At 62.7% G+C, this 18,780-nt stretch carries 13 protein-coding genes; 8 read left to right on the plus strand and 5 right to left on the minus strand.

Annotation, left to right across the window (positions count from 1 at the left end; genetic code table 11):
• The first annotated feature begins 16 nt into the window (after nt 1–16).
• From recC to VMH34_04330, 5 genes are read left to right on the plus strand one after another with little or no spacing between them, the layout of a single operon-like run.
• The gene (gene recC, locus VMH34_04310; GenBank protein HTT07994.1) at nt 17–3,229 is read left to right on the plus strand and encodes an exodeoxyribonuclease V subunit gamma; all 3,213 of its coding nucleotides are present in this window, start codon (nt 17–19) and stop codon (nt 3,227–3,229) included.
• Complete coding sequence (gene recB / locus VMH34_04315; GenBank protein HTT07995.1) at nt 3,226–6,822, plus strand: exodeoxyribonuclease V subunit beta; 3,597 nt, start codon at nt 3,226–3,228, stop codon at nt 6,820–6,822. Before recC ends, recB begins: the two co-directional genes overlap by 4 nt.
• Nucleotides 6,819–8,609 (plus strand): exodeoxyribonuclease V subunit alpha, encoded by a 1,791-nt coding sequence (gene recD, locus VMH34_04320; GenBank protein HTT07996.1) that lies wholly within the window; start codon nt 6,819–6,821, stop codon nt 8,607–8,609. The genes recB and recD overlap by 4 nt, the downstream gene beginning before the upstream one ends.
• Nucleotides 8,606–9,097 carry a putative molybdenum carrier protein gene (locus VMH34_04325; protein HTT07997.1) on the plus strand — a complete coding sequence of 164 codons (492 nt, stop codon included), beginning with the start codon at nt 8,606–8,608 and terminating at the stop codon, nt 9,095–9,097. The genes recD and VMH34_04325 overlap by 4 nt, the downstream gene beginning before the upstream one ends.
• 47 nt (nt 9,098–9,144) lie before the next feature.
• Nucleotides 9,145–10,458 carry a YhjD/YihY/BrkB family envelope integrity protein gene (locus VMH34_04330; protein HTT07998.1) on the plus strand — a complete coding sequence of 438 codons (1,314 nt, stop codon included), beginning with the start codon at nt 9,145–9,147 and terminating at the stop codon, nt 10,456–10,458.
• Here VMH34_04330 and VMH34_04335 read toward each other — a convergent pair.
• Nucleotides 10,455–11,216, minus strand: coding sequence for a class I SAM-dependent methyltransferase (locus VMH34_04335; GenBank protein ID HTT07999.1), 762 nt, complete (start codon nt 11,214–11,216; stop codon nt 10,455–10,457). The genes VMH34_04330 and VMH34_04335 overlap by 4 nt on opposite strands.
• A 166-nt stretch (nt 11,217–11,382) precedes the next feature.
• Here VMH34_04335 and VMH34_04340 point away from each other — a divergent pair, with 166 nt between their 5' ends.
• Both VMH34_04340 and VMH34_04345 read left to right on the plus strand, forming a co-directional pair.
• Entirely contained in the window at nt 11,383–13,509 is a 2,127-nt protein-coding gene (locus tag VMH34_04340) for a molybdopterin oxidoreductase family protein (protein HTT08000.1), read from the plus strand.
• Between the two features lie 351 nt (nt 13,510–13,860).
• On the plus strand, nt 13,861–14,901 hold the full coding sequence (locus VMH34_04345) for a mechanosensitive ion channel family protein (protein HTT08001.1): 1,041 nt from the start codon (nt 13,861–13,863) through the stop codon (nt 14,899–14,901).
• Nucleotides 14,902–14,952: 51 nt separating this feature from the next.
• Here the strand turns inward: VMH34_04345 and glk are convergent, their stop codons facing one another.
• Complete coding sequence (glk, locus tag VMH34_04350; GenBank protein ID HTT08002.1) at nt 14,953–15,909, minus strand: glucokinase; 957 nt, start codon at nt 15,907–15,909, stop codon at nt 14,953–14,955.
• A gap of 127 nt (nt 15,910–16,036) precedes the next feature.
• Between glk and rimO the strand changes: the two genes are divergently transcribed.
• Nucleotides 16,037–17,398: a 30S ribosomal protein S12 methylthiotransferase RimO gene (gene rimO, locus VMH34_04355; protein ID HTT08003.1), complete on the plus strand. Its 1,362-nt coding sequence runs from the start codon at nt 16,037–16,039 to the stop codon at nt 17,396–17,398.
• A 62-nt stretch (nt 17,399–17,460) separates the two neighbouring features.
• On the opposite strand, the gene VMH34_04360 is transcribed toward rimO, so the two are convergent.
• From VMH34_04360 to VMH34_04370, 3 genes are all read right to left on the minus strand, one after another.
• Nucleotides 17,461–17,697, minus strand: a complete 237-nt coding sequence (locus tag VMH34_04360; protein HTT08004.1) for a hypothetical protein — start codon at nt 17,695–17,697, stop codon at nt 17,461–17,463.
• Nucleotides 17,698–17,764: 67 nt separating this feature from the next.
• Complete coding sequence (locus VMH34_04365; GenBank protein ID HTT08005.1) at nt 17,765–18,091, minus strand: RNA-binding protein; 327 nt, start codon at nt 18,089–18,091, stop codon at nt 17,765–17,767.
• Between the two features lie 278 nt (nt 18,092–18,369).
• Nucleotides 18,370–18,774 carry a DUF3775 domain-containing protein gene (locus VMH34_04370; protein HTT08006.1) on the minus strand — a complete coding sequence of 135 codons (405 nt, stop codon included), beginning with the start codon at nt 18,772–18,774 and terminating at the stop codon, nt 18,370–18,372.
• Nucleotides 18,775–18,780 lie beyond the last annotated feature (6 nt).

The following is an 18,780-nucleotide window of genomic DNA, read 5'->3' on the forward strand; positions in this document are numbered from 1 at the left end:
ACTGATCGGGTCACGGATGCTGCACGTCCATCAGAGCAATCGACTGGAACGGCTGGCCGATGAGCTGACCCGGCTGTTCACGGATGATCCGCCAGCGCCGTTCGTGCCGGAGACGGTGGTGGTGCAGAGTCATGGCGCTGCGCATTGGCTGCAGTGGCGGCTCGCGGATGCGCTCGGTATCTGCGCCAACGTCAGCTTTCCCTTCCCGGCGGAGTTCATCTGGGGCCTGTTTGGCGCGGTCCTGTCCGGATTGCCGGAAATATCGCGCTATACCCCGTCGGTGCTGACCTGGCGGATCATGGACGTGCTCGCCGATCTGCCGGGGGACGGTTCCCATGCGCCGCTGGCGGCGTATCTCGAGTCCGGCGAAGGCCGGCAGGATGAGCGCAGGCGCCATGAGCTCGCCGGCCGCATTGCCGGCGTCTTCGATCAGTATCTGCTGTTCAGGCCCGACTGGATTCGCGCCTGGGAGCGGGGCGAGGGCGATGACTGGCAGGCGCGGTTGTGGCGGCGCCTCGTCGCCGCCGATCACGGTGAACACTGGGTTCATGCCCATGATGCCTGCCTGCGGGCGCTGGCGGACGAAGCAGTGCCGGCTTCACTGCCCGGGCGGGTGTCGCTGTTCGGCCTGCCCGCGCTGACGCCGGCGTATCTCGAGGTCATCGAACGGCTCGCCCGCCGCACTGATGTGCATCTGTTTCTCCTCAATCCCTGCCGCCAATATTGGGGTCAGATCGCCAATGAACGCGAGCAGGCGCGGCTCGGCGGTTCGCGTGCGCCGGAATCACTGCATCTGGAAACCGGCCATGCGCTGCTGGCATCACTCGGCCGGCCGGCGCGCGAGTTCATCGACGCGGTCCTGGAATTGCCGGGTGCGGAGCACGAATACTTTGAAGCGCCGGCCGCCGAATCCGTGTTGCACCTACTGCAAGCCGACATTCTCGATCTGCGCGACCGCGGCCAGCGCGGAGAATTTCCACCGCTGCCGGCCGCCGCCCACGATGAATCGGTGCAAATCCACGCCTGCCACAGCGCCATGCGCGAGGTGGAGGTGCTGCATGACCGGCTGCTGGCGATGTTCGAGTCCGCCGCACGCGAGGGTCGCGCGCTTACGCCATCGGACATCCTTGTCATCACGCCCGGGCTGCCCGCCTATGCACCCTATATAGAAGGTGTCTTTGGCGCGGCGACGGGCGGCCGCCATGTTCCCTACCGGGTGATGGATCGGGGCGGCCCGCGGCGCGGCCAGCTGACCGACACCTTTTTCGCGCTGCTGGAATTGCCGGACAGCCGCCTCACCGCCGAGGCCGTGCTTTCGCCACTGGAGGTGCCAGCGGTGCAGCGGCGCTTCGATCTGGACGACGATGACCTGGCGCGATTGCGGCGCTGGACGTCTGAAACGAATGTCCGCTGGGCATGGGACGCCGCCCAGCGGCAGCGCTTGGGGCTGCCGGCGACGCAGGCGCATACCTGGAGCGCCGGACTTGATCGGTTGCTGATGGGCTTCGCCATGTCCGGTGAAGGTCCGCAACCATACGCCGGCATACTGCCGTACGCCGGCATCGAGGGCGACAATGCACGCCTGCTTTCGCGGTTTCTGGCCTATCTCGACGCGCTGCTGACGTTTCGCGACCGGCTGGCGCCACCACGCCGCGTTTCCGCCTGGACGGAGACGTTGAAAGCGTTGCTCCACAATTTTTTCGAGGCCGGCGAGGATGAGGCAGACGAGGAGGCGTTGCAGGCGTTACGCGAGGTGCTGTCGGGCATGGCGCGCGACGCGACACTTGCGGCATTCGCCGGCACCATCGGTCGCGGCGTGGTGGGCGTGGAGCTCGAGCAGCGGGTGGCGCAGATGGGGCGCGCCGCGCCGGCCGGGGGCGGGGTCACGTTTGCCGATATGGCATCGATGCGAGGCCTGCCGCACAAGTTGATCTGTCTCATCGGCATGAATGATCGCACCTACCCGCGACTCGATCACCGGCCTGATTTTGACAGGATGGCCTCAGAGCACCGCCGGGGTGATCGCGTGCGCCGCGATGACGATCGTTATCTGTTCCTGGAAATGTTGCTCGCGGCGCGCGAATGTCTTTACATCAGTTACGTGGGCAGCGATCAGCATACCGACGAATCACTTCCGCCGTCGGTGCTGGTCAGTGAACTGCTCGATGTGCTGCGCACGGGCTTCACCGTGAACGGCGAGCCCGCGGACGAACAGCATTTCGTGACCCGCCATCCGTTGCAGGCCTTCAGTCGGCGTTATTTCGACGGTCGTGATCGACGGCTGTACAGTTATCGAGCGGAGCTTTGCGTGCCTCCTGCGCCAGCCGACACGCTGGCACGCCCGCCGCTGCTGACTTCGATACTACCGCTCAAGGACGGGGAGTGGCGCGAGCTGACGCTGCGCGATCTCGTTTCGTTCTTTCGCAACCCGGCACGCTTCCTGTTGACACGCCGGCTGGGCATCGACCTGCGCGAAACGACGGGGGAACTGGCCGGTGATGAGCCGTTCGCTTTCGAAAATTATGCCGATAACGGGATGCGCCAGCGGCTGACCGATCTCCTGCTGGCGGGTCACGCGCCGGCAGAACTGCGCACTGCCGGGGAATCGCTCGGCACCCTGCCGCACGGGCAAGTGGGTGAGCGCCTGTTCCTCGCGGAAAGTAGAGCCGCGATGCGCTTCGCCGCGAATTTGCGCCGGCGGCTCAAGCCGGCGGAAACGCTGGCGCTGGATTTGGAGATCGGCGGCGTGCGCCTGACGGGCGCGATGGCGGGCGTCACCGACGGCGGCTTGCAACGGTATCTCGCTCGTGACAAAACCCATCCCGCCTTGCAGCTGGAATGCTGGGTTCAGCATCTGGCGTTGAATGTGTCGCGCGCCGGCAGCGGGAGCGAGATTTACCTGTTGGACGATGAAATACGATTGCGACCCGTCAGTGATCCAGGGAAATTGTTGAAGGATCTGCTGGCCTTGTTCCGCGAAGGACTGACAAGGCCGCTGCACTTTTTCCCCAGGTCGGCGCTGGAATACATCGCTGTTGTCGAAAAGGGCGGGGACGGCCTCGACGCCGCACGCAGAACCTGGGAGGGTGATGAATATCGCAAGGGTGAGTGCGAGGACGCCCACTACCGTCTTGCCTTCGGTGACACTGATCCGCTCGATGCCGAATTCGAGACATTGGCGCGCTGCGTCTGCGAACCTTTGCGGCGGCACACGGGGTCGTCATCGTGAGCCGGCGGTCGCCTGCATCGTTCGATGCCCTGGCGCTGCCGCTTTCCGGCCTGCAACTCATCGAAGCCGGCGCCGGTACCGGCAAGACGCATGTGCTGGGCAACCTATATGCGCGCCTGATCGTGGAGACGGAACGCACCGTCGATCAAATCCTGGTGCTGACCTTCACCAAGGCCGCGACTGCGGAATTGCGCGAACGGCTGCGGGCAAAACTTCAGCGCGTGCTCAAGGTATTCCGTGGCGGCAGCGATGACGATGAATTCATCGTCCGGCTGCACACCGCGAACTGCGATCCGGCGCTGGCGATCCGCAGGCTCACGGCGGCGGTGGCCGGTTTCGATCTGGCAGCGATCCACACCATCCACGGCTTCTGCCAGCAGGTGTTGTCGGACTGGCCGTTTGCGGGCGGCCAGCCCTTTGACGTCGAAATCCTGCCTGACACCGATGATCTCCTCGCGGAAATCGCGCGGGATTTCTGGCGGCGGGAAGTGACCACCGCTTCGCCGCTGTTCGTCGATTATTTGCTGGGCGGCACATCGAAAACTCCCGAAGCGCTGCTGAAAACCATCAAACCTCACGTGGGGAAAACTGGCATGGAGGTGCGCGGCGTTGACGACACGATCGATTGCTCCGATCTCGAAGGGATTTATGACAGTGCATTTGGAACGGCTGCCGATGATTGGCGGAAGCGACGCGACGAGGTTGAGAAGATTTTACTGAACAGCCAGGCATTGAATCGCAAATCCTATAAAAAGGATTCAATTCCCGGCTGGCTGATGTCGCTGGATGAATTGTTTGCGGGAAGACCCAGCCTGGCATTGCCGGAGAAATTCCGGAAATTCACCCGCAGCGGGCTTGATGAAGGCACGAAAAAAGATCAACCGACGCCGGGGAACCCGTTTTTCGATCATTGTGAAATGCTGGGTACGCACCATGCCGGACTTACGGCGTGCTTCGAGTCGCGCGCGCGAACGTTGAGACGACAATTGCTCGATTACTGCAACCAGGAATTGGAAGCGCGCCTCTCCCGCCTGCGGCAGCAGTCCTATGGCGATCTGCTCCGCCGTACCCAGCGGGCGCTGGCGGGACCGCTGGGCGACGCGCTTGTGCAGCACCTGCGGCAACAATACACGGCGGCGCTGATCGACGAATTCCAGGACACCGATCCGTTGCAGTACGACATCTTCCGTCGCCTGTATCTGGGCACCGATCTGCCGCTGTTCCTCGTGGGCGATCCGAAGCAGGCCATTTATGGGTTCCGCGGCGCCGATGTCTACGCCTATCTCCAAGCCCGCCGCGACGCCGGCACCATACATCCCCTGACGGTGAACTGGCGTTCCGAGCCGGCATTGATCCATGCCGTCAATGCGATCTTTACCTTTGCAAATGCCAGCACGGCGTTTTTACTTCCGGGCATAGAATTCTCACCGGCGATGCCGGCGGAAAAGCAACGTGAAGTGTCGAATCTGGACGGCGCTCCGTTTGTGCTCTGGTTCATGCAGCGGGGCGCGGATGTGGGGTTTTTACCCAAAAAAGCAGCCGTACCACATGCAGTGGAGGCCGCCGTCAACGAGATTGCCCACTTGCTGCGCCTGAGCGCCGAAAACCAGGCGTATTTCTTCGATGAAGTGAAAAAGACCGGCCGTCCATTGACTGGTCGTGACATCGCCGTGCTGGTGCGGACCCACAGGCAGGCGGGCCTCATCCGCAATGCCCTCGCGATGCGCGGCATACACAGCGTCGAGCAGTCGCAGGAGAGCGTGTTTGCGAGCATCGAGGCGGCGGAATTGGAGCATGTGCTGCGCGCCATTGCCGAGCCGGGTCGCGAGCGGCTGGTGCGCACCGCGCTCGCGACCCCTCTGCTGGGTTGCGCCGCTGAAACGCTGCTTGATCTGGATGACAATAAAACGGCGTGGGAGGAATGGGTGCGGCACTTCCATGCCTGGCATGACAAGTGGTGCGAACGTGGATTTTTTCATGTGTTCTGCAAGCTCATGTATGAGGCGGACGTGACGCGGCGGCTGCTTGCGCGCGCCGATGGCGAACGGGCAATGACCAATCTGCTGCATCTCGCCGAATTGCTGCAAACGGAGGCCGGCCACGGCCTGGCAGGGATGGAACAGCTCATCGACTGGCTGGCCCGACACCGGCAGGCGCGGGAACGCGGCACGGAGGAGACGCAACTACGGCTGGAGAGCGACGAACAACTTGTGCGCATCGTCACCGTGCACAACAGCAAGGGACTGGAGTTTCCCTTCGTCTTCTGTCCCTTCGCCTGGGACGTGATGTCGCCGCGCGACAGTGACGAACCGATCTATTTCCACGATCTGGCGAAAAACGACATGCCGGTGCTGCAATTTGACTGCGGTGATCCCATCGCGCAGACACAGGCGGAACAGGAGTCGCGCGCCGAGAATCTGCGCCTGTTTTACGTGGCGCTGACGCGGGCGAAGAACCGCTGTTACCTGTTTTGGGGCGCGGTCGACGGTGCCGAACGCGCGCCACCGGCATGGCTGCTGCATCAGGGCGACGATGGCTGGAAATCGGACGCGGATGCGTTTTTTGCACACGTCAAGGCGAAGTCCGATGAGGCGCTGCTGGCGGATCTGAAGAAGCTGGCGCTGAAGAGTGGCGGCGCCATCGCCGTTGAGACATTGTCAGAAGAGGGGCCTGAACGGCCGACGCTTGCAGCGCCGGCGACCGGATCAGAAAAACTGGCCGCGCGTCCATTCGATGTCCGCATCGCACCGGCCGTGCGCATGGTGAGCTATTCCTCGCTGTTGCGCGCCAGCGCCGATGATCGGCCTGATTACGATGCGCTCACAGGGGAGGGTACGGGAACCGGCGCGGAGACGGGCATCCACGCCTTTTCGCGTGGTGCCCGCGCCGGCCGCTGCATCCACGCCATCTTCGAGCACATCGACTTCACCGATCGCGGCACATGGCAGCCAACCGTGACGGCCGAACTCTTGCGGCATGGATTCAGCGAGGAATGGACGGCGACGATTGCCGACATGACGGGCAACGTGCTTGCCACGCCGCTTCTGTCACACCCCGATCTGCGTCTTGGCAACATTGCCCTCAAGCAGCGGTTAAACGAACTTGAATTCTGTTACCCGCTGAAACCGTTCATGGGCCGCGATCTGATCCGGCTGTTGTCCGCCCACGGCGCCGCGCCGGGCCTGCGTCAGCAGGTGGAGGATCTGGAAATCAATCTCGGCCGCGGGTATATGAAGGGCTATATCGATCTGATTTTCGAATCCGCCGGGCGCTGGTACCTGGCTGATTACAAGTCCAACTGGCTGGGACCCGGGGCTGAAGACTACACCGGCGATCGCGTGCTCGCCGAGATGAACCGCGAACGCTACGGCCTGCAATATCTGATCTACGCGCTGGCCCTGCACCGCTTTCTCAAGGCCCGGCTCCGCGACTATGACTATGCACGCCACCTGGGCGGCGTATTTTACCTGTTCGTGCGCGGCATGGCGCCGACACATGCAGCCGGGCAAGGCGTGTTTCACGACCGCCCGGCGGCGGCATTGATCGAGGCGCTCGATGCCCTGGTCGCGGATCGACGGGGAGTCGCGGCATGAGCATCGTACCGGTCACGGGCGGTGACGATCTCCGATTGCTGGGCTCGCACCTGTCTGCGTTGCTCGCGCGTGTGGCGGGCGATCACGGCGCCGCTATCACCGCGGCGGTGGAACAACTCACGGCTGCAACCAGCGCGGGCCATGTGTGTGTCGATCTGCACCGCGCCGCGCCGCCACCCGCTCTTGATCATGAAGGCTGGATGGCAGCGCTGCGGCAAAGCGGTGTCGCCGGCGCGCCGGGTGAATTCAAACCACTGATATTGGATGGAACGGGCCGGCTTTATCTGCATCGGTACTGGAATTATGAGCAGAAGCTGACCTCCGATTTACGTGCCCGCGCCACGGCGGAATTGCAGGTTGATGAGGTGCGTTTGCGGGAAGGGCTGCGGCGGCTGTTCGGAACGGTCGGCGGGGAAACTGACTGGCAGCAAGTCGCCGCCGCCATCGCAGTACTCAAGCAGCTGTGTGTGATTTCCGGCGGCCCCGGCACCGGCAAGACCACTGCGGTCGTGCGCCTGCTGGCGCTGCTCGCCGAACAGTCGCCTGTGGCGCCGCGCATCGGGCTGGCGGCGCCGACCGGCAAGGCGGCGGCGCGCATGCAGGAGACCGTCCGCGCCGCGCGCGAAACGCTGCCGGTGGCGGACGCGATCAAGGCCGCCATTCCCGACGCGGCTTCCACTTTGCACCGGCTCCTCGGCGGGGCGCCGGATTCGCTTTTATTCCGTCACAACCGTGAGAATCCGCTGGCGCTTGACGTGTTGGTGGTGGATGAGGCCTCGATGGTGGACATGGCGTTGATGACGAAACTGGTTGACGCGCTGGCCCCGGGGGCGCGGCTGATCCTGATTGGCGACAAGGACCAACTCGCCTCAGTGCAGGCCGGGGCGGTACTTGCCGATATTTGCAGTCGCGAAAATCTGTACTCCCCGGCGTTTGCCAGCCGGCTGGGCACGGTGACCGGCATGAACGTGCCGACGGCGGGGGGCGTGCGCCCACCGCTGGCCGACTGCGCCGCGCTGCTCGATCGCAGCCACCGCTTCGCCGCCGACAGCGGCATCGCCCGGCTCTCGCGCCGCGTGCGCGAAGGCGACGTGGAAGCTGCGCTGATGCTGCTGCGGAACGCGGGCGCCGCAAATCAAGAGGGCGATCTGCGCTGGTTTCCGGATGCAAAATTGATTCCCGCCGCACTCGTCGGGCGGCTGCTTGTTGGATTGAAAGAATACTTCGATGCGGTTGATGACGGCGACCCGGCGCGTGCGCTGGCCGCGTTCGATCGTTTCCGCATCCTGACCGCGCATCGCGAGGGCTTGAGCGGCGCACGACGGCTCAACGAGATGATTGAACGTGTGCTGGCCGACAAGGGGCGATTGCCGGCGCGGGAGCACTGGTATCCGGGGCGGCCGGTGCTGATCAGCCGCAACCATCATGAGCTTCAGCTCTACAACGGCGATTTGGGCATCGCGATGCGCGCATCGGGTGCGCGCGACCTGCGGGTTTATTTTGCGGCGGCGGGCGGTGGCATCCGGGCATTGGCGCCGGCGCGCCTGCCGGCGCACGAGACGGCGTATGCACTCACCGTGCACAAGGCCCAGGGCTCGGAGTTCGACGAGGTGTTGTTAATCCTGCCGGATGCCGCCTCAATGGTGCTGTCGCGCGAACTGCTCTACACCGGCATCACCCGTGCCCGGCGGCGGACCGAGATTTACGGCAGCGCCGAGGTTGTGGCGGCGGCGGTCGGACGCGTCTCGCAACGCGACTCCGGCCTGCGTGATGCCTTGTGGACATGAATCGTATGAGTGGGTGGTGGGAGGTGGAGAAGGTCATATCGGGCGGCCAGACCGGCGCCGATCGCGCGGCGCTGGACTGGGCAATCGCGCACAACATCAAATATGGCGGCTGGTGTCCGCAGGGCCGTCTGGCCGAAGATGGCGCCATCCCGGTGCGTTACCAACTGACGGAGACTCCTTCCGCGGACTACGCGCAACGCACGGAGTGGAATGTGCGTGACAGCGACGCCACGCTCGTTTTTTCCATCGCACCGGCGCTCAGCGGCGGTTCGTTGCTGACCCGGCAACTGGCGATGAGACTGGGCAGGCCATGCCGCCATGTCCACCCCGGCGATGCGCACATGCCGGCGCTTGGCGAATTTCTGATCCGTCACTCGGTCAGGATTTTGAACATTGCCGGACCGAGGGCCTCGAATGAGCCGGCGATCCGGTTATTCGTCCAGCAAACGCTGGAGGCAATGTGGCAGTCAGGATTTGCCGCACCATGAACGCTGTCTTGCTTGGCCGGAAGCGGGAGTAGTGTCATCATCGTTATATGAATCGCTCGCCGGCCGCCCATGTGCATCATTATCTTTGGGGGAACCCCGACCTCCGGGGTGTGCCGCATCACCACGCCGTATTCATCACCCTGACGCGCTATTTCTACGTCACCGTGCGCGACCTGACACAGGGCGATCTGCCGATTCGCGCCGCCAGTCTGGCTTACACCTCCCTGCTGTCGATGGTGCCGCTCCTGGCGGTCAGTTTCTCCATGCTCAAGGCCTTCGGTGTGCACAATAAGCTGGAACCGATATTGTTGCAGGCGCTGGAACCTCTGGGGCCCAGTGGCGAGGACATCGCGCACAACATCATCAGTTTCGTCAACAACATGAAAGTCGGCGCGCTGGGCACCGTGGGTCTGGTCACCTTGTTCTATACCGTGGTGTCGGTCATGCAGAAGATCGAACAGGCCTTCAACCACAGTTGGCGGATTACAACCCAGCGTAGCGCAAAACAGCGTTTCAGCGATTACCTGAGCGTGATCATCATCGGCCCGGTGCTGGTGTTCACCGCCTTCGGCATCACCGCCTCGTTGATGGACAATCAGGTGGTGAATTATTTGTCCTCGTATGAACTGGTGGGGCAGGTACTGCGCTGGATGGCGCGGCTGTTGCCGTATCTCATCGTCATCGGCGCGTTTACCTTTGTGTATGTGTTCATGCCCAACACGCGCGTGCGGGTGCGCTCGGCCTTTGCGGGCGCGGTGACGGCGGGCATTTTGTGGCAGGTGGCGAGCTGGGCTTTCGCAAAATTCGTGGCCGGTTCCGCGCAGTACACGGCGGTCTATGCCACGTTCGCCAGCCTGTTCCTGTTCATCATCTGGCTGTACGTGGCCTGGCTCATCCTGCTCACCGGCGCCAACATCGCCTTCTATCACCAGCACCCGGAATATTTGAGCAGTCGCCGGCGCGATCCGGTTCTGAGCGTGCGCGAGCAGGAGGCGCTGGTCCTGCTGGCGATGGGTCATATCACGGCGGCGCTCTACCACAGCAGGCCGCCCTGCACGCTGCCCGCTCTCGCGCAGCGACTGCACGTGCCGAAGGCGCTGCTCCGCAAGATGCTGGAGCCCTTGCAGCAGAGCGGCCTGCTGAAAACCGTCGCGGGCGATGAACCCGCCTACCTGCTGGCGCGCGCGCCGGAGGTCACGACGGTGGATGCGGTGCTGGATATCGTGCGATCGGCGGATGCGGCCGGCGGACTGGAGACGCGCGCAAGCACGGCGTTCCTGTCCCACTGGCGCAATTACGAACAGAGCATCGCCGCGGCGGTAAAGACACTCACGCTCAAGGACCTCGCTGAAATGATCTAGCCGCCGGGCTTGCGCGCGACGCGCAGCGCCAGCGGCCAGCGGACGATCCGCGGCCGTTCCGGATCCGGCCAGACATCGGTCAGTGATTCAATCAACGCGGGTACCGGGTCCTCACCGCGGATTTGCCGGAAGCGCTGGGTGGCGGACCATGTGCGCACATAACCCGCCAGTGCCGGCAGCGTCATCTCTGCTTCCATCGTGAATGCGGGCACGCCCAGTTCCGGGAACGGCAGCGTGATTCCACGGTAACCATCGTCCACAACCCGCCGCTCCGGCGGCCAGTACGGACCGATGATCCCGTCGTAGAAGTCATCGAATATTTTCTGCGCTTCACCGTCCGTGAGTTCGGTACGCCCATAGCTCCAGAGCGCCAGAATTCCGGCCGGCCGCAGCACGCGCGCCACCTCGGCGTGAAAGGCGGGCAGGTTGAACCAGTGCAGCGCCTGCGCGACGGTGATGAGATCGACCGAGTTTTCCGCCATGCCGCTGTGCTCGGCGGGTGCAACCCGGAAATCGACGCGGGCATGTTTTTGCGCGTGCGCGATTTGGCCGGCACTGGCATCCGTCGCCTCCACGCGCTGGAAATGTTCGGTCAGCGCCACCGCGGCCTGCCCCGTTCCCGTACCGCAGTCCCAGGCCAGTGTTCTGCCGGGAGCCAGTTTGGCCAGATAATCAAACAGAGCCGCGGGATAGCGCGGTCGGAACTGCGCGTACTGAGCCGCGACAGTTGAAAAATGATCTTGAAAGGTGGTGGCCATGGGGCATGGGCGGGCAGGGGCAATGAGCAGGCCATATAAAAACATGACAATGCCGCATCGCACAATAGATTTTGCGTAGACGCACTATAAATAATGGGTGTAAGTTAACCTCCATAAGCCGCGTACAACGGCGATCTTAAAATCGGTACTTCAAAGGAGGTCACTCATGGGCAAAGAACCCGGCGTCAAAACATTCCACGGCGGTTGTCCGCATGACTGCCCCGACACCTGCGCGTTCGTCTACACCGTCAAGAACGGACGGCTGATCGACGTCAGCGGCCGCCCCGATCATCCCATGACGCGCGGCGGCCTGTGCGTGAAGCTGAAGGACTTCCATGATCATCACTACAACGCCGATCGGGTGCTGTACCCGCTCAAGCGCAACGGTCCCAAGGGCAGCCGCGCCTTCGTGCGCATCACCTGGAAGCAGGCGCTTGCCGAGATCAAACAGAATTGGACGGACACCATCGCCCGGCACGGTGCGCAGGCCATCCTGCCGCTCTCCTACCTCGGCAACGAGGGCATGATTCAGGGCCTGACCGCGGGCGACGCGTTTTTCAACAAGCTCGGCGCCACCGTGTGCGAGAAGACCTATTGCGCCTCCGGTTCCTCCACGGCATGGCTCCTGACCGTGGGGCCGATCACCGGCCTTGACCCGGAGAGCTTCACGCAGTCCAAGTACATGATCATCTGGGCCTGCAACAGCATCTCCACCAACCTGCACCACTGGCACTTCGTCAAGGAGGCGCAGGAGAAGGGCGCGAAGCTCGTCGTCATCGATTCCTACAAGTCGCGCACCGCCAAGCACGCCGACTGGCACCTGGCGCCGAAGCCCGGCACCGATGGCGCGCTGGCCATGGCGATGATCAATGTCCTGTTCGCGGAGAACCTCGTCGACCGCGGCTACATGGAGAAGCACACGATTGGTCATAAGGAATTGAAGGAGCATGCCGCCAGCTGCACGCCCGAATGGGCCGAGAAGATTACCGGCATTGCCGCCGACGACATCCGCAAGTTGACGCGCGAGTATGCCAAGTCGCGCAACGCCTCGATCCGCATCGGCGTCGCGCTCGAGCGCTCCGCGGGCGGGGCACAGGCGATCCGCGCCATCTGCACGCTGCCGGCGCTGACCGGCGCATGGAAGGACGTGGCGGGCGGCATCTACCAGGCGCCGCTGTGGGAGTTCCCGATCATGTGGGACAAGGTCTGCCGTCCCGACTGGATTAAACCAGGCACGCGCGTGGTCAACATTCTGCAACTGGGCAAGGCATTGACCGGCGAGTTGAAGCTCGATCCGCCGATCAAGTCGCTGTTTGTCTACAATACCAACCCGGTGACGCAGGCGCCGGAGACCGACAAGATCCTCGCCGGCCTGAAGCGCAACGATCTGTTCACGGTGGTCGCCGACCACTTCGTCAGCGACACCGCGTCCTATGCCGACATCATCCTGCCCGCAGCGATGGCCGCGGAGATGGACGACATGATGTTTTCGTGGGGGCATCTGTATTTCACCCTGAATCAGAAGGCCATCGAGCCGCCCGGCGAGGCGGTGGCCAACTCTGAAATCTTCCGCCGTCTGGCCAGGACCATGGGCTTCAACGATCGCCAGTTCACCATGACCGATCAGGAGATGATCAAATACTTCATCGACTGGAAGGTGCCGCAGATGAAGGGCATCGACATGAAGTATTTCCGCAAACACGGCTATGCCCGGTTGAAACTGGGTGCGCCGAACAAGCGTACGCCGCACAAGAACGGCAATTTCAAGACGCCCTCCGGCAAGTGCGAGATTCTGCTCAAGGACGCGAAGAATTTCGTGGCGCCGCCGTTCCGGCAAATGTACAACGAATTGCAGGGCGGCGAACCGATCCCGCCGCTGCCCGGCTACATTCCGCCGTTCGAAAATCCGGAGACCGTGCCGGCGCGGGCGAAGAAATACCCGCTCAACATCGTCGCGCCCAAGAGCCACGGCTTCCTCAACTCCTGCTATGCCAACGAGCCCAAGAAGATCCACGGCCAGGGCGAGCAGTTCGTCATGATCAATCCGCACGATGCGGCGGCGCGCTCGATCAAGCAGGATGACAGGGTCAGGGTCTACAACGACCATGGCGCCTTCCTCGGCGTCGCGCATGTCACGGACGACGTCAATCCGGGCGTGGTGGTGGGCACATTGGGCTACTGGCGCACGCACAATCCGGTGGGCACGGTGAACAGCATTGCCGCCGGCCGCTTCGGCGGCATGGGCCATTGCCCGACGTATTCCGACAACCTTGTCGAGATCGCCCGCGCCTGAATCCGGTTTAAAACCGGCGTGAGGGGTGCGGGAGCGCTTGATGCCCGTGCGAGCGCCGCCGATAATGACCGGGCCGGTTTGGACGAATCCTTCCGGATTGCAAACACAATTGGGAAGATATGGTCAACGATTGTTGCGTCGTGGCATCCGTGGTTCATTTGTTTTGGCAATAGCGATATCGTCTGTTCAGCGCCGCCGATTTTGGCACGTGATCGAATCTGAAACTGCGGTGATGGCGTGTCATCCCCCGGGAGCGCGCCGGCAGGGCGGCCGTTCCGGGCGGAGGTTCCGGGCATTGCGAAAACCCGCCCGTCGCCTGTCGAAAGCTGCGCACCGCGATGGAGGTTCCCCGTGAAGGATTTGAAGCTGTTCGGACATTCTGTGGAAACGCTGGGTCTGTCCCTGGTGCTGTTCGCCGTCGTCCTGCTGGTTGTCGTGCTGTTCAAGCGGGTGCTGTTGGGCCGGCTTGCGGCCTTCGCGCGACGGACGGAAAACACCTGGGACGATCATCTGGTGGATGTCCTTGATCGGACCAGCATCGTCCTGTTCCTGCCGCTGGCGTTGTACGTTGGTTCCACCGTGCTGAATCTCCCGCGGGCGGCGAACGGATTGCTCGCCAGCATCGCCATTGCCGGCATTCTGTTGCAGGTCGCCAGCTGGTTCGATCGGATCATCGTCAGCTGGCTGCATCACATGGCGACGCGCTGGGATCCGGCCAGGGCCACGACCATGTCCATGATGGGGATCGTCGTCAGGGTGCTGCTGTGGACGATGCTCGCCTTCGTCGCCCTCGACACCTTCGGCATCAACATCACCGCGCTGGTCGCCGGACTCGGCATCGGTGGCGTGGCGGTGGCGCTGGCGGCACAGAACATTCTTGGGGACCTTTTTGCATCATTATCCATTGTATTTGACAGTCCGTTCCTCATCGGTGATTTCATTGTTGTCGATGACAAGATGGGCACGGTCGAACACATCGGCATCAAAACCACGCGCATCCGCAGTCTGGGCGGTGAGCAGGTCGTCTTCTCCAACTCCGACCTGTTGAAAAGTCGGATCCGGAATTACAAGCGCATGTTCGAACGCCGGGTCGTTTTCTCCATCGGCGTGACCTATCAAACGCCGGCGGACAAGCTGGCGGCCATCCCGGACATGATCAGGGAGATCATCTGCAGCCTCGAGAAAACGCGCTTTGATCGCTCGCATTTCTCCCAGTTTGGCGATTTCGCACTCGTCATCGAGACCGTGTATTTCGTGCTTGACCCCGACTACAACTTTTACATGGACGTCCATCAGAAAATCGGATTGGAGATATTGAAAAGATTTGAGCGGGAAGGAATCGAATTCGCCTACCCCACTCAAACGATCCAGCTGCAGCAGGCGGCCGGCTGAATCCGCACGGCTGCGGAAGGGGAGACGCGCAACCGGGGGCTTGAGTAACGGTCAGCGCTGCTTGAGACAGGCCTGAAGACCCGTGAAGGCGGGATACGGCGCGGTGATTACAAAGCTCGGGATCTCGGCCATGTAGCGCCTGAAACGCCCCTTGTCCTCAAACCGCGCGCGAAACGGTGAGGATGCAAGCATATCTGGCACGCGGGGCAGAATGCCGCCGGCAAGGTACACGCCTCCCCGCGCGCCCAGGATGAGGGCGATATCGCCCGCTGTTTCCCCAAGAAAAGAGAAAAAAGTTTCCAGTGTACGAACCGCGAAAGGGTCCTCCCGCAAGCGGGCGAGCGCGATGACGGCTTCCGGAGAGATGGCGGGGTCCGGTGCGCCGCCGCATAGGCAGTGATAGAGATCCACCAGGCCCTGGCCGGACAAGACGCGCTCCGCTGAAACGCGTCCATAGCGGCGGCGGAACCATTCGAGGACCCGGTCCTCTTCCTCGTCGTGGGCGGCCAGCGACACGTGACCGCCTTCCCCGGTGATCGGCACATGGGCGCCGTCGCAGGGGAGCAGACCGGACACGCCGAGACCGGTGCCGGGACCGACGACGGCAACCGCGCCACCCCGGGCCGCCTTGCCGCCGCCGATCTGTACCACGGCGTCCGCGGTCAGATGGGGCAAGGCCAGTGCGAGCGCCATGAAATCGTTTATGACACGCAGCGGGTCGAGTTTCAGTCTCGATTTCAGATCGGTGATGGAGAATCGCCAATTGAGGTTGGTCATCTCAACCCAGTCGCCCGTCACCGGGCTGGCGACGGCGATCGCGCCGCGGGTGGGATGATCGCTGGCCGGTACGGTCTGGAGGTAGGATTCCAGCAGGACGATCAAATTTGCCGATGCGGCGTTTTCGCCCACCTTCACATGAGCGGGGCCGGCGGCCGTGAGAATGCCGAGCCGAGTATAGGTGCCGCCGACATCCGCAATCAATGCCGGTGATTCAGCCTTGGATGTCATAGGATTCGCAAGGTATACGGACCCGCTGCGCGGATCAACGCCCGCTGGCCAGGATATTGGCTGATCCATCGAACGGGATCGGCCCGCAGCGTATAATCAGCGCCCCCAAATCGCCGCCGTCATGCCGATGTCCAAAATGAACCCCAAGGTTGGCTTTGTCAGTCTCGGCTGCCCCAAGGCGCTGGTGGACTCCGAGCGCATCCTGACCCAACTCAAGGTCGAGGGCTACGACATCGTGCCGAGCTATGACGCCGCCGATCTGGTGGTGGTCAACACCTGCGGCTTCATCGAGTCTGCGGTGACGGAGTCGCTGGACGCCATCGGCGAGGCGCTGGCCGAAAACGGCAAGGTCATCGTCACCGGCTGCCTCGGTGCGCGAGCGGACAGGATCCGCGCGCGCCATCCCAATGTGCTGGCGGTTACCGGCCCGCAGCGTTACGAGGAAGTCGTCGGCGCCGTGCACGAGCATTTACCGGCGCGACACGATCCGTATCTCGATCTGGTGCCGCCACAGGGGGTAAAGCTCACGCCGCGGCACTATGCCTATCTAAAGATCGCCGAGGGCTGCAATCACCGCTGCACATTCTGCATCATCCCTTCCATGCGCGGCGATCTGACGAGCCGGCCGATCGATGAAGTCCTGAAGGAAGCCGGGAAGCTGGTTGCCGCCGGCGTGAAGGAACTGCTGGTGATCTCGCAGGATACCAGCGCCTACGGCGCCGACATCCGTTACCGCACCGGCCGGTGGCATGATCGGGAATACGCAACTTCACTTGCAGGGCTGGTCACGGGTTTGAGCGAACTCGGCGTATGGGTGCGGTTGCATTACGTCTATCCGTACCCGCACGTCGACGACATCATTCCGCTGATGGCGGAGGGTAAAATCCTGCCGTATCTGGACGTGCCATTTCAGCACGGCAGTCCGCGCATCTTGAAACTGATGAAACGCCCCGCGGCTGCGGAAAACACGCTTGAGCGCATCGAGGCATGGCGCGCGATCTGCCCGGACCTCGCCCTGCGCAGCACCTTCATTGTCGGTTTCCCTGGAGAGACCGAGGGCGATTTCCGGCAGTTGCTCGATTTCATCCGTGCGGCGCAATTGGATCGTGTCGGTTGCTTCACGTACTCGCCGGTGGAGGGGGCACGCGCCAACGACCTATCCGATCCGGTGCCGGAAGAGGTCAAACAGGAACGCTACGCGCGTTTCATGGAAGTGCAGCAGCTCATCAGCCGCGAGCGACTGGCCGCCAAAGTGGGAAAAACGCTGCGAGTGCTCGTTGATGAACTGCGTGACGACGGCACGGCCATCGCCAGGAGCCACGCCGATGCGCCGGAGATCGACGGTCAGGTATTAATCGCGCCAGCGCAGGGCGTAAAAGCGGGTGACTTCATCGACGTCAAAATTATGGGTGCGCAGGACTACGATTTGACCGCGCGTCGCTCCAGAGCGATCGATTCTGAAAGCCAGGGGATCTCTGAAGAAGCCTGAGATTTCAGTTTTGCCTTCTGTGCCCTGGGAGGTCCAGGATGACTTCCCAGGGCATGGCTGAATCAAGTCGACTGAAGCCGCTTGTGCGAACGGGTGCTGAGCAGGGTGATGCGGGGTGGTGTTGAAGTGGCGACCCGGCAGACATGATGCCGGCAATGCGGGCACGCGTACTCCTGCTGATCGCCGTTGAACCGCTGCCTCTCGATCTCGACGCGGAAGGTGCTGCCGCAGGAGCCGCAGGTCTGCACAAAAGCCGCGCTGGGCGCAAAGACGGTATTTGAATCCGGTGAATGTTCCATGATTGCTCGTCCCGGGACCAGTGGCAGCGGCCGGACGCGCCAGCCGCCGCTCCTCTTGGGTCCGAAATTAATAACGCCCCCGACCACCGCCGCCGCCACCGCCGAAGGCACCGCCGCGACTGTGCTGGCGGAAACCGCCACCCGGTTCGCGGGGCTTGGCCTCACTGACCTTGAGGGTGCGGCCGTCGATCGATCTTTTACTGAGCGCCTCAATGGCGGCAAGGGCGGCCTTGTTGTACATCTTTACGAAGCCGAAGCCGCGTGATTCGCCGGTATAGCGATCGGTGAGCAGGTTCACGGATTCGACAGCGCCAAATTCCGTGAACAGGTTGCGCACTTCCTCTTCGGTGGTGGTGGGTGAAAGATTACCGACATAAATGCTCATGATGGTCATGACTGAAGCTCCGTCTCCGCTCGCAGGCGGAATGATGAGGAATGACCTTCGCCGTGGGGGCGGAGGGACTGGCCTTGGCGGTCAGAACACCCGCAGTAGGTCTGGGTATCGGGTGGACACTTCAGGAGCGATCGCCAACTGTGGGATCGCGTCCGGGAGGGCAGGTACCGGATGCCTGCGCGGCTGGTTAATACCGTTTGGGTGCAATCACGGTAACACTTTTGCCGGCGTTTGGCCAATTACCGGATGGATCAGCGCCCCAACGCGAGCAGCCGCTATTACTCGCAGGAGTAACCCAGCATCGCCAGACCTTCTTCGAGATAGTCCGAAACCATCGGCGTGGCGATGATGTATGCGGCGGTATGCGAACTCAATCGCTGTCGCGCGTCAGCCAGCGCGGCGTCCCACTCGTCCCCGGCATAGTCGCCCCGGCCGAGCCACATCAACGCCACCAGATTCACCTGTTCCTCGGCATCCATCGCGCCGATGAGTGCGTGCAATTCCTGATAGGACGGATCGCCACTGTGATCGGCGAGTACCTGCAGGGCCCAGTCGTCGGCCGGTGCGGAGGGCTCCTCGGGGATCACAACCTCCTCCTTGGCATGGAATTCACGCGCCTTCTGGATGATGAAACAAATTTTGTCCGTACTTACGCCCAGAGCCACCGGTTCCTGCCGATCCATGATTGC

The organism is Gammaproteobacteria bacterium, from assembly GCA_035501935.1.
Taxonomy (GTDB): domain Bacteria; phylum Pseudomonadota; class Gammaproteobacteria; order JAJPIJ01; family JAJPIJ01; genus JAJPIJ01.